Genomic DNA, 11,951 nt, shown 5'->3' on the forward strand with positions numbered 1-11,951 from the left:
GAGCCCGGCCGAGACCGCGCGCCCGCTGATCCGCTGGTCGGTCCAGGAGATCCGCCGCATCGCGGTGCGGATGGCACAGCGGCGCATTCAACCCGCTCACGTCATCGCCTGGTCGCTCTGGCGACGGGCGCATCAGGCGGCCGCCCGCCAGGCACATCTCAAACAGCGCGCGTCAGACGCCAAACGGCGGCGGCAGCGCCGGACGCCAAGCCGGGCCAGCCGTCAGCCAGCACGCACAAAAACGCAACTGTAATGCTAGTGGTGGGCGACACGTGCGGCTTCCACGCCCGGGGCGCGACGGTCCGTCCAGGCGTCCGCATCGAGATCTACGCCGCCAACCGCCGCAATCCGTTCCTGCCCTTCGTCGGGCTGGATCCGTGGTCTCTACCTCTCCTCCGGCGCCGCAAGATCCCCCTGTTCTGGAGCCTACTGGCCCTGGGGGAGCGGGTCGGCGTCATTCGGAGCCAGTGGCGAAACGGCGGTCGAGTTCGCGCCGGCGACCCGGTTCTGCCAGTGAGCTAGGTGCAAGAGGGGCTCCTGTGATGGCGTAGGCAAAACGACCGTGTCCTCTCGGTTAGGATAGCTGCGTCCGCTGACGCGCTTGACGCCAGTGCCCAGCCAGGCGGCTGGCGGCAATGAACCGTGTCGGGAAATCAAATGTCTGGAAAACCCTCGCAACCGGACATTCCCGACATCTGCCGCGAGGGGCCGCTTTGGGTCAGTCGGAGCGGTGCAGCTGCCACGCTTAGTGAGCGCCGCGGCGGGTGTGACCGCGGCGCCCATCTCAGATCTCCGTTTGCTCGGACAGGATCAGAGCGTCATCTACTTCGATGCCGAGGTATCGCACCGTGCTCTCCGGCTCCGTGTGCCCGAGCAGAAACTGGCGGGCCCGGATGTTGCCCGTCCGATTGCAGACCAGCGCCACATTCGTCCTACGCAGGCTGTGCGCCGACGAAGCGAGTCGGGTCACTCCGAGCCGTCCTCGGTTGGCCGGCGATCTGCTGCCGCAGATGCTCTGATAGCTCCGAAGCAACAAGTCAGAACTGCTCAACAGGCGGTATCCCGTCCCCGAACCAGTGGGTCCTCATCAATTCTTTGGCTTCCTCGGCCCCGCCGGCATCGCCGCGCCCCTCGGCCACTCTGAGCAGCCCCGCCACGGCCCATCCGTTATTCGGAGAACGCTCCAGGGCTGTCCGGAAAGCGGCTTCCGCCTCAGCGAGTCGGCCCTGTGACAGCAGGGCCGCGCCGAGCGACTGATGGACCGGGTAATCCCAGAACGGCGGCTCCATGTACGGCAGCCGGTCCTGGATCGCCGCAGCCCTCGCGAACAAGGCGGCAGATGCACCGTGATCGCCGGCCGTTCCGGCGGCTCGCGCCTCGATCACCGTACCGGCGATCGTCAGAATATCGACGGCCGGCACACCCGCTGACGCGAGTGCCTGGATCTCCGGGGTTTGCGCCAGCTGCGTGATTGCCGCGACCGCGGCTCTCGCCTCATCGATCCGTCCGAGCCGCGCCAGGGCGACACCACGCGCGTAATGCCAAGCCCCGAGAATGAAAAGGAAGTTCGCGTCGGGCGCGGGCAGGGCGAGGACGGCCTCGGGCGGGGAAAAGCGCGCGTGGGCGCTGTAGGGAGCGGCCGCGATCGGCTGCGTCCACGGCACCTCCCGCTTGGCGCGGTCCGAGACGATTCCGGCGAGCTTCTCCGCAGCCGCGACCGCCGTCCGGCCGTCGCCGCCCATCAACGCGGAGGCGAGCAGGAAGTGAAGATTGTGGGCGTAGTAGGCCTCCGCGTACAGGAGGCTCGCCCCGCCCTGCCGCACGAGCGCCTCATCGGCGGCCGCTGCCCGCACGTTGGCGTCCAGGCTCTCGCGCCAGCGTCCGAGCCGGTACCAGATGTGGCTCGGCATATGCACGAGGTGCCCCGCCCCCGGCATCAGGGATGCGAGTCGCGCCGCGTGGGGCAGTGCCCGGTCGGGCCGGTCCGAAGCCTCGACCGCGTGGATGTACAGGTGAATTGCGCCGGGATGGTCGGGAGCCGCAACGAGGGTTCCGACCCTTCGTTCACCGAGCACGCCTTCGATGAGTTCGATGATCCGTGAGGTTTCGCCCTTCGGGGTCCGACCTCCGTCGGCCCAGTAATCCCAGGGGCTCAAGTTCATCAGGGCGTCGGCGGTCAGCAGGGCGACGTCCGGGAGGTCCGGGAAGCTGGCCTGGAGTGCCGTCATCGCGTCCGCATAGGCTTGGTCGAGTGCCTTGCGGTCCGCGGCGGGGTCGCGCGAGTAGCGCCGAGAGAGCGCCTCGATCAGTCCGCCCTGGAGCGGCCCGGCCGAGGCAGCCAAGTGCTCGGCTTCCGCCAAGGCGACGAGCGCTCTGGCGTTCGCGTCCGGTTCGAGGGGAAAGTTGATGTGGGGGCCCAGCACCCAGGCCTCGCCCCAGAAGCACACGGCGCAGCTTGGATCGAGTTCCTGCGCGGCGCGGAAGGCGCGCGCCGCTTCGGCGTGGTTGAAGGCCCACGCGAACCTGTAGCCTTGATTGAAATAGGCGCGTGCGTCCGGACGGACGGGCTGCACCTCCGCCCAGGTGAGCTGACCGAGGTTGTCGTAGATCGGTGGCCGTCGCGAGGTCGTGGGCGCCGCGGCGCCGCTGGGCAGATCACGGTTGTAGGAACCGAGTTCGCTGCGAGCGGGCTGGGCCGAATGCGCGGGGTGCGGTGTCCGCGTGGTCATCGTGGCCGGACCGACCATCCGCTGATCGCTCTGCGCCATGCGGTGCAGGAGTCGCGCACGCGGACTGTGATGGCTGCCGAGCGGACAGGCTGGCGCGGTCCCTGCCGAGGCGAGACCGCTCACCGCACCTGCAATCACGAGTGCGTGCCCGAGCGCGCTCCGACGTCGCACGATAAGGCTGGCCATCAGAGCCTCCCAGTATCAACGGGCCGATCGCCAGATTCTCAGTCATACGCACAGCTGGCAACGACGGACACCGAAGTCTGGCAACAACCAGCGAGACCTGAGGGCACCCCATGACCGCGATGCTCTCGCAAGCGGACGTTCAGCCTCAGGCCGCCGATGCCTGGTGCAGGTCAAGAGTTCGCGTCCAGCTTATTCGGCTACGCGCCAGCTCTGGACGCGGGCGCGCTTTGCCGTTCGCCCTGCCGCGGCCCAGACAAGGGCCGGGAACGATGAACTGTGCCTATCGCCCGCCGCGCGACGCCGCGGACAGGCTTGAGACAGCCGTGTGCGGCCGGAAAGCCGCCCAGGCGGTGCATGGGACTGGCGACGTTCATGGCGTGGTTCTGGAGCGCCCCAGGACGGATCGGGCGGGCCCTCCCCGTAGATCGCGTGGCGCTCGCGGACCGTCACGAGTTGGGGCTCTCGGAAGCCCGCGTGCACGGCGCCCTCGCGGTCCTGGAGGCGATCGGCTTCGTTGAGCGCGTCGAGGTCACCGGCTCGGCCTACCGGGCCATGGAGAACGGCCTGCACCGCAAGACGGTCCAGTGGCGCCTCGGCCCGGACTACATGAAGACGTTTCTCGCGGCCAACCGGCGGGCTCCGAGGGCCCGTGGGGCCGGCTCTCCGGCGCGGCGCCACATCGTGCCCCACTGCCCTACCGCGGCAGTTCGTGGCCACCTCAATCACCCAGGAGCGCCCTTCCGCGCGGACCCCGCTCCGTCCGCCTCCCAACTCGCCAGAAAGGACCGTCCAGCGGGAGCGTCCTTGTTGGCGCCAAAGAGTTCGGCAGTGATGGCGTCAGGGCTTGGAGCCGCTCTGGAGCGGCTGCGCCGGGCGGGAGGGTTCTGAACCGGAAAGGCCAGCGGACCCGCGCTCAAGCTGCCGGGATGGCGGTCAGCGGCACCGCCTGCGGCTTCTCCGGCGCCGTCGCGCCCTGCACCGGGCCTGGACGCGGCTCCCGAACGGCTTCGGCGGGGCGTGGAGCGGAACGCGTAGGAGCGGGCAGCGGAAGTTCAACCAAGACCACGCGACCGCTCAACGGGTCGAGGATGCGGATCTGCGCCATCTGGTTCCCCTCATGGGAGAAGAGACAGCCTGTCTGGATTCAGGCAAGACTTCGTTAAGGGCCGTCCCGTGCGGCCGAGCAGCGTGCTCCCGCCCTGAGGATGCCCCCATGCACGCCGCGATCGTCACCGGGAACCTCGCCGAGGCTGCTGCCGCGAAAACCGCGGAGGTGCTGGACCACCTGAGCGACGTTAGCATTGTGTGCCGCGTCGCCCCGCATACCGCGCCTGTGCCGGCTATCCGCGCGTTCGTGCCCGGGCTGACCGACGATCTCCGCAAGCGGCTGAGCGGTCTCCTGTGCATGGTCGACCCTAAGGTGGTCTTCGTGGAGGGCGGGACCGCACCACGGAACGCGGCGGCGTTGCGCAAGTGGTTCAATAGCTAGGCGGCATCGTTGTAAGCAGTGTCGAGCACCCTGGATTTAACGCTGAGACGCCTTAGGTGAGCTGGTGAACGTGATGCGGACGGTGCTGAGGCGAGCGTTAGCACACAGCGTTCATCACCCTGTCATCTCATAAGCCTAATTGGCTGCTGCCCAGATGAGTCGGCTGTGCTCGATGCAAGACGAAGCCTATATCGTATTTGAGCGCAGACGCAAGCGTGGACTGCGCTGCGCTGTGCCTGTCTCGAAGACGAAACCGAAGTTTCTCACGGAGGATCTTTGGGAGCGCGGGCAAACTGTCTCCGGGAAGGATAATCTTCCGATTGGGTTTTGCCGTGAGGCGGCTCGGCACGCCGTGGACCTGAGCGGATATTATCTGTTTCACTCGCCCTAGTCTAACGAATGAGACGTGCCGGCCGCGCCCCGCTGCGGTGAGGGCCGCCGGCTCTCGCCGTTGTCTCGGACATCCGCGAGTGGTCCGCGCCGGGCATGTCAACCTCGGCCGAGGCATTCAGCTTGTCGGGATTGTGCTAATAAAAACCTAGTGGTTTAAATCTGACGCTTGGTACCCGTCGCGACCGGCTGCTTGCGACCGGGACTGTGTAAAAACTCGAACGCGGCAGAAGGATTTTCCCTCGAACGTTCTGGGCATTGCCGGAATAGGCTTCCTAGCGGTCGCCGAGGCGGCATATGGCGGCCGGGGTTTCCGTGTCATAGGGGATTGTTCTATATTTTTTGGCCTGCGCCCGCGTTTTCACACAGCCCGGACCCTTCGCGGGCCTTCGAAAAGTCCGCTCATCGGCAGTCTGACTGCGCCCAAGTGACCGAGCCTGGCCGATAGCAGACGGTCCGCCCTGACGTGAGCCGCGCTGCAAAGCAGACATTGCGCTCGGGACCGCTTTCGAACAATGTGAGCCGTCGAAACCTCTCGTTCGATTGAAGGTGGAATAGGCTATCGGCGCTTCTTGCCGAGAAACCAGCCGAACGCGCCTCGAGATGTATCAGTAGCGTAGCGGTCAGGCAGTGTGCGGTTTAGCGCAAACTGGTCGGACCCTTCAATGGTCTCAGTGCCGCGATAGCTGCAGCCGAGCGAGCGAGCTAGCGGCGCGATCTCCTTCAGCACGGCGGGGAAGCTCGGCCCATCGATCGGCACCGCATTGATCATTCGCAGCTCCATCACGCTTCGATTCAACTCGAGGTACCGGTAACCGCGCCGCTCCAGTTCGGCACGAAGCTTCGCGAGCGAGGTCTCGGCGCCCCAGAATTCAAACCGTGTGGCGCGAAGGCGGGCGTCGTTCGAAATCTCGAGGCCGAGTTCTCCGATTGCCTCGGCTGGCAAGATGGTGGGTGCCACGTCCGCAAGGCGCCGTCGCTCAATCGCCAGCGGAAAGGACAGCGCTTCCGCCGCTGCGCGGGCAATTCGCTCCAGCCCAGCCACGTCCTCCGTGACGAAGTAGAAATCGCGCCGGTTCGCGCCATGCTGCTCCGCCAGGTAGCAGGCGGGAACGGAGCTCCTGGTCAGGTCTTGGCAGATCCTTTCCAAAAGACCCCAGTTTCGGCGCGACCCTTCGGGCGCGAGCAGGTCCCAGCCCCCGGCTGCTTCCAGGGCCGGATTGTTGGGCTTGAGCACCTCGTCATCCCGGGATGAGGGCTTGAGCAGCAGAACGGGAAGAGAAACCGCAGCCCGGAGGAGCGGCAGATTTAGCCGAATGCTGACGAACAGCTCACTGCCGCTCGGCTGATAGCGGACCAGCGAGCGACGGGGGTCGCCCTTCCGGACGATCTCCTCGGTTTCCTCGTCGGTGATCTCCTCACCGAGCACGTCGAAGTCGCTCAGCGTCATACGGCAGCCTCCCCCCCTGCGCCGCTTGGCGTCTTCCCTTCCCTCGGGCGTGGTCTGCCGAACGCACGACCCCGGTCTACAATGGTTGCGGACGATCAAAGCCGTGCCGCGCGCTCGCGGCGAGCCGTGCAGGTCACGAAATCCAGCGGGTCCGCCGCGAGGAGCTCGATCTCGGCCCGCTGCACCGCGGTCAGGGCCGATCCGAATTGCGGGTCGGTCAGCCGGTCGCGCAAGTTGGCGATCGCAGTCTGATGCACTGGGCTCTCGTAGCGGGTCCTCGCAACTGTCAGGCCGGGGCTGCCGAAGAAGCGGTGGATTACTTCGCCGTGCGACTTTCGAATGTTGAAGTAGTCGAGCAGGGCGCCATCGCGCTGCGTCGCGTCGACCTCGGCGACCCGGCGGGCCACCTTGTCTCCGTGGGCGAGCCACCGGGGCAAGTTTATGGTCGCGTCGGGGGCGGGCTGCTCCGCCACGGAGTGAAGGCCGCGGTTGCCGACCTTGTATCCCACGCTCTGGAAGCAGCGTCCGCTCCGCACCTCGGCCGGCTTGGCCGCCGAGGACGCCACATTGCTGAACGTGCCATCGCCTCGGCTCCGGATACCCTGTTGAGCCTGGCTCGCCATAGTGTCAGCCATCTGACCGACAACTCCGCCCTGGCCGCGATGGGCGGCCAGCATCTGGCCAATCGCTTCCTCACCGCAATCCGTTGGCTTGTTTGTCAGGTTCACGAGCGAGCCCAATCCCTGCCACTGGCAGCTCATTCCCTTGCCGGCGGCGGCGAACACGTCGTGCACTGCTGTCGCGTCCAAAGCGGCCGCAAGCGCTGCCGGCCGGCCGAGATCGGCGCGGTGGACCCAGCCGAAGATGGCGAGCGCCGCAATTGCACCGAGGGTCATCTCCGGGGTCAGCCCCAGTCGGTTAACCCCGTGCGGCGACGAGGAGGGCGCGACCGCCGTGGCCGTGCTGAACTGCAGCGAACCCCACGGTCCGATCCGCTGTCGAGGCTGCGTGCTGCCGCCCAGGTTGTCGCTGCGTCGGATGCCGGTCGGACGGGTGTCGCGGCGCGCCGGCGCGATCAGGGCCATCGAGCCGGTGACGGCGACAATGGCTGCGATCCGCTCCGCGATCGGCGGATGCGTCGCCATGGGGCCGACATGGGCGCCGTCGATCATCATCGCGTCCTGGCCGGCCGCAAGGCCGGGGAGCGCGCTGCGTCCCTCAATGCGTCGAAGCGCTGAGACCAGGGCCGCAGGGTGCTGGGTCAGCCGCACCGCTTCGGCGTCGGCGATGAACTCTCGTGCCGAGGCGATCAGGCGGCGGGTCAGGTGACTGCCGTCTACGGCCAAGCGGCGCAGGAAGCAGAGGACAAGGACGAGCACGACAAGGAACGGCAGCGTGAGCGCTAGTAGGGGCAAACTGACCGCTTCGGAGACCCGCTTCGCGAGCCGGGGATCGCGCCGCTGCTGCAGCAGTTTCAGCGTATCGAGGCATACATTAGTGGCCGCGATCAGGCGGATGTCGCCGTTCACGATGTGGACGATCTCGTGCGCGGCGACGGCGGCCAACTCGTCGTCGTCAAGCTCATCGATCAGCCCGCGGGTAAAAACCAGGATGGCATCCTTCCTTCGTATGCCGCAGGCGAAGGCGTTCAGGGCCGAGTTTTCGATCACGCCGACATAGGGCGCCGGCAATCCCGCCGCGATCGCCAGCGGCTCGACGATCCCGCACAGCCGGGGCTCGTCCGCATTGTCTACGAACCGGAACTCGGTGCGGCGGCGGACGGCACGAGTGTGCCAGGCCATCTGCACCGCGAACAGCACCGTTCCGACCGCCGTGAGGATTGGTACCCAGCGGGCAACGTAGCCCATCGGGCCGGACATCGGTGCGTGCTCGGGATCAAGCATCGCGAGCGGTATCACGAGGGCAAGCACGGCCATAACGTGGAAGGCGACGACGAAGCCCCCGAACAGCACGAGCGAGCGCAGGTCGTTGCTGCGCACATGTCCGTAAAGACCGTTCACCCGCATAGCGGAGCCTCGAAGCTTAAAATCAGAACTTAATTGCGACCGGCTCGTCGATGAGAACGCGTTCAATGCCGAGGTCGAACGGCGTCCGGGTGCTCATCTTGCAGAATTTGGCGACAGATGCTCCAGGGAACTGCCGTCTTGTTGCTCCGTATTCACCGACAGCGAGATTGTAGAAGCGCCGGGAGGCGGTGATGCGGTTCTCTGCGTCGACCAGCTCCTTGCGCAGCTCGGTGAAGTGAGCCGAGGCTTTCAGCTCGGGGTAGCGGTCCGCGAGGCCGATCAGGGCATTGATGTTCTGCGTCAGGTTCGCTTCTGCCGAAAGCCGCATTTCCGGCGCGACTGCCCGGAGGGCCTCGGCGTGGGCCTGCGTGATGCCGAGGAGAATGTCGCTCTCGTGTTTTGTGAACCCACGGACCGTTTCGACCAGAGCCGGGATCAGGTTCTGTCGATGCTTGAGATGCACGTCGATGTCGGCGAATGCCGTCTCACAGCGCTGATCGAGCGCGACGAGACGGTTATGCGTCGTCCACGCTACCACCAAGGGGACAGCAAGCGCGAACAGGATTACACAGGCCAGGATCGTCAGCATCGCGTCCTCTTCGTCCGGGTTTTATGACCATGCGACACATACGCTTGCCGATTCCTTTCCTCAAATCAGCGAATCCAGCGCGCTGCTTAACAGCGGCTAAATCCACTCTGTGCTTAGCTTCGCTCAGCTCGATCTGAGTTGGGGATGATGATGGCTGAATCGATTTTCGCCCGTGTGTCGCGCCTGCTTTCCGCGAGCGTGGAAGATGCGGTCGACCGGATAGAGCAGGCCGGAGGTGAGGCGGTGATGCGGGAGGCAATCCGCGAAGCCGATCGCGCGATCGACGAGGTCAGGGAAGAAGTAGAAGCGACGATGGCTCGCCGTCTCAATGCCGCGAAGCACGTAAGGATGCTGGCCGAGCGCGTCCAGGAACTGACCGGAAAGGCGAGCTTCGCGTTAAAGGAGGGCCGTGAGGACCTCGCTGAGGCCGCACTGTCGCGACAGGTGGATTTTGAGGCGCAAGCGAAGAAGCTGGACGTCGTCCAGAGTCAGGCGCGCGACGAGGAGCAGCGCCTTGAGGACGGGCTGAGCGCGCTCAAGGCCCGGAAGGCGCAGATGGAAGAAGCGCTCTCGGCTTACGTCATCTCCCGCCGGGAGGCGGCTCTCGGTGGTGACGGTCCGATCCGGCCGGGGCGATCGGCCGAGAAGAAGGTCGACGCCGCCGAGCGGGCGTTCGACCGGGCCATGGGTGGCTCGGGCGGAGTCGGTTTCGCCCAAGCCGACGCGCAAGCCGTCAATCGCGTTGCCGAGATCGACCGGCTACAGAAGAGTGCGACAGTTGCCGAGCGGCTAGCCTCGCTCAAGGCGCAGCAGGCCGCCCGATGATCCAGAAGCCGAATGCCGAATGGCGTTTTGGGGAGGACGCCCTTGTCAGGCGGCTGCAGAATGCGGCCGACCATGCCAAGGGCGGGATCAAGGTCGCGCGTAGCGGCGGCCATTTCGCGCGCGGGCTATTATGCTGGTTCTTCGCCATCCTTTGGGGTTTCGCGGCGCTCGCCGGCGGCCTCTTCGCCGGTAGCCTGCCGACATTCCTCGGGGTGGGGGCGATGGCAGCTATCATGGCCTGGGGAGGCCGCCGGGCATTCGGCAAGGCACGTGAGACCTTGAGCTGAGATTGGCAGACCCGATGCTCGTTCCGGACCTACTGGATCAGGTGTGACGGAGGAGTCCGGCTAGGGGTGCCAGCCGCTCCCTCGTCATGCGAGCCTGGGACATGCGCCCCGGCATCACCATCACGCTCGCCCCTTCTGATCGCCGCCGCTTGGAGGCGATCGCCTTGGACCGGAACACACCGCAGAAGCACGTGTGGCGGGCCGCGATCGTGCTGCTCTCGGCTGACGGCGTCGGCACGGTCGAGATCATGCGCAGGACCGGGACATCGAAGACCTGCGTCTGGCGCTTGCAGGAGCGGTTCGTCGCGGCGGGCGTTGAAGGCCTCCTGCGGGACAAGACCCGGCCCTCTCGCGTGCCACTTCTTGGGCGGGAATTGTCGACCTATCTCGTATTTCAGGATCTCCGGCGGCGCCTCACCGGGCGCGGAGCGCCGTAGCCCCCCGGTCGGTCCTGTCGTGATCGATGCGCCCGGGGACTGTCAGGAATTTCGTGTGGGGCGGCCATAGTGAACCCGAAGGAGGTTCCCGATGGCACGACGCAAAGCGCCCCGCATCCCTGATGCGATCTTGGACCAGTTGCTGGCCGGCGCCGATCCCAAGACGGCGTTCGAAGCCGACGGCCTGCTGGACGAGCTGAAGAAGGCCCTGGCTGAGCGCGCGCTCAACGCCGAGATGGACCATCATCTGGCGGCTGAGGAGGCTGGCAACAGCCGCAACGGCTACGGCCGCAAGACCGTGACACCCGAGACCGGCCGGATCGAGCTGTCGATCCCCCGGGACCGGCAGGCGACGTTCGATCCGCAGCTGATCGCCCGCTATCAGCCGCTGCTCCCCCGGCTTCGACGACAAGATCGTGTCGATGTACGCCCGCGGCATGAGCACCCGGGAGATCGTCGGGCACCTGCGCGAGCTCTACGGGATCGAGGTCTCGCCCGACCTGATCAGCGCGGTGACCGACGCGGTGCTGGAGGAGGTCGCCGCCTGGCAGGCCCGGCCGCTGGAGCCGGTCTACCCGATCGTGTTCTTCGACGCCCTGCGGATCAAGGTGCGCGACGAGGGCCTCGTCCGGAACAAAGCCGTCCACATCGCGCTCGGCGTGCGCGGAGACGGATCCAAGGAGATCCTCGGGCTGTGGCTGGAGCAGAACGAGGGCGCCAAGTTCTGGTTGCGGGTCATGAACGAGCTCAGGAACCGCGGCCGTCGAGGACGTGCTCTTGGCCGTGGTCGATGGCTTGAAGGGCTTCCCCGACGCGATCCGGGCGGTGTTCCCCGAGGCGCTGGTCCAGACCTGCATCGTCCACCTGCTGCGTCACAGCCTCGACTTCGTCTCCTACAAGGACCGTAAGCTCGTGGCGGCCGCGCTGAAGGACATCTACCGCGCACTCGATGCTGCCGCTGGCGAGGCGGCCTTGGCTGCCTTCGAAGCGGGCGAGTGGGGCCAGAAGTACCCGGCCATCGCCCAGAGCTGGCGGCGGACCTGGAGCGAGGGGTGGTGCCGTTCTACGCGTTCCCCGGCGAGGTCCGGCGGATCCTCTACACGACGAACGCCATCGAGGCCCTGAATGCCACGCTGCGCCGGGCCGTGCGCGCCCGGGGCCACTTCCCGACCGACGAGGCCGCGCTGAAGCTCCTCTACCTGGTCTTGAACCGCTCCGAGAGGGCATGGAAGATGGGCCCACGTGAGTGGGTCATGGCCAAGGCACAGTTCGCCGTCATCTTCGGCGAGCGCTTCACCCGGGCCATGGCGGCCTGACGGTCAACCCGCCCGCCTCACACGAAATTCCTGACAGTCCCCTCGGCCCGCGGCCGGCGAACTCCGTCAGCGTCCCGGGTGTCTTGCCTGCAGTCCGGCCGTGGTGCTCCCCGCGATGGCTCGATGACTGCGACGCTGGGTTCTGCCACGAAGCTACCCGGACACCCTCGCCAGCCGCTCCCGCAGAACCTTCATCTCGGTGAACCGCACCGTCACGTCCCGCATG

At 66.5% G+C, this 11,951-nt stretch carries 8 protein-coding genes and 3 pseudogenes; 6 read left to right on the plus strand and 5 right to left on the minus strand.

The window, feature by feature from the left end; all coding sequences use genetic code 11:
- Nucleotides 1–253 (plus strand): hypothetical protein (locus MET2598_RS42515; RefSeq protein ID WP_210163407.1); only part of this gene is annotated, 253 nt, incomplete at its 5' end.
- A gap of 531 nt (nt 254–784) precedes the next feature.
- Here the strand turns inward: MET2598_RS42515 and MET2598_RS39335 are convergent.
- Nucleotides 785–952, minus strand: a pseudogene (locus tag MET2598_RS39335) (integrase); the annotation flags it as partial.
- Nucleotides 953–1,037: 85 nt separating this feature from the next.
- Nucleotides 1,038–2,915, minus strand: a complete 1,878-nt coding sequence (locus tag MET2598_RS0117090; RefSeq protein WP_026190784.1) for a tetratricopeptide repeat protein — start codon at nt 2,913–2,915, stop codon at nt 1,038–1,040.
- Nucleotides 2,916–4,128: 1,213 nt separating this feature from the next.
- Here MET2598_RS0117090 and MET2598_RS0117100 point away from each other — a divergent pair.
- Nucleotides 4,129–4,404 (plus strand): hypothetical protein, encoded by a 276-nt coding sequence (locus tag MET2598_RS0117100; protein ID WP_018261688.1) that lies wholly within the window; start codon nt 4,129–4,131, stop codon nt 4,402–4,404.
- Between the two features lie 949 nt (nt 4,405–5,353).
- Here the strand turns inward: MET2598_RS0117100 and MET2598_RS0117105 are convergent.
- The 3 genes from MET2598_RS0117105 to MET2598_RS0117115 form a co-directional block, all read right to left on the minus strand.
- Nucleotides 5,354–6,244 carry a hypothetical protein gene (locus MET2598_RS0117105; protein WP_018261689.1) on the minus strand — a complete coding sequence of 297 codons (891 nt, stop codon included), beginning with the start codon at nt 6,242–6,244 and terminating at the stop codon, nt 5,354–5,356.
- Nucleotides 6,245–6,339: 95 nt separating this feature from the next.
- A complete protein-coding gene (locus tag MET2598_RS0117110; RefSeq protein WP_018261690.1) occupies nt 6,340–8,271 on the minus strand; it encodes a M48 family metalloprotease in 1,932 nt (643 codons plus the stop codon).
- Nucleotides 8,272–8,293: 22 nt separating this feature from the next.
- Complete coding sequence (locus MET2598_RS0117115) at nt 8,294–8,860, minus strand: LemA family protein (RefSeq protein WP_018261691.1); 567 nt, start codon at nt 8,858–8,860, stop codon at nt 8,294–8,296.
- 144 nt (nt 8,861–9,004) lie between these two features.
- Here MET2598_RS0117115 and MET2598_RS0117120 point away from each other — a divergent pair, with 144 nt between their 5' ends.
- The 4 genes and pseudogenes from MET2598_RS0117120 (at nt 9,005) to MET2598_RS36740 (ending at nt 11,725) form a co-directional block, all read left to right on the plus strand.
- Complete coding sequence (locus MET2598_RS0117120; protein ID WP_018261692.1) at nt 9,005–9,685, plus strand: PspA/IM30 family protein; 681 nt, start codon at nt 9,005–9,007, stop codon at nt 9,683–9,685.
- Nucleotides 9,682–9,972 (plus strand): hypothetical protein, encoded by a 291-nt coding sequence (locus MET2598_RS0117125; RefSeq protein ID WP_018261693.1) that lies wholly within the window; start codon nt 9,682–9,684, stop codon nt 9,970–9,972. The genes MET2598_RS0117120 and MET2598_RS0117125 overlap by 4 nt, the downstream gene beginning before the upstream one ends.
- Nucleotides 9,973–10,073: 101 nt before the next feature.
- Nucleotides 10,074–10,319 (plus strand): annotated as a pseudogene (locus tag MET2598_RS0117130) (helix-turn-helix domain-containing protein); the annotation flags it as partial.
- Between the two features lie 181 nt (nt 10,320–10,500).
- A pseudogene (locus tag MET2598_RS36740) lies at nt 10,501–11,725 on the plus strand (IS256 family transposase).
- The last annotated feature ends 226 nt before the right edge of the window (nt 11,726–11,951 follow it).

Source organism: Methylobacterium sp. WSM2598 (assembly GCF_000379105.1).
GTDB lineage: Bacteria > Pseudomonadota > Alphaproteobacteria > Rhizobiales > Beijerinckiaceae > Methylobacterium.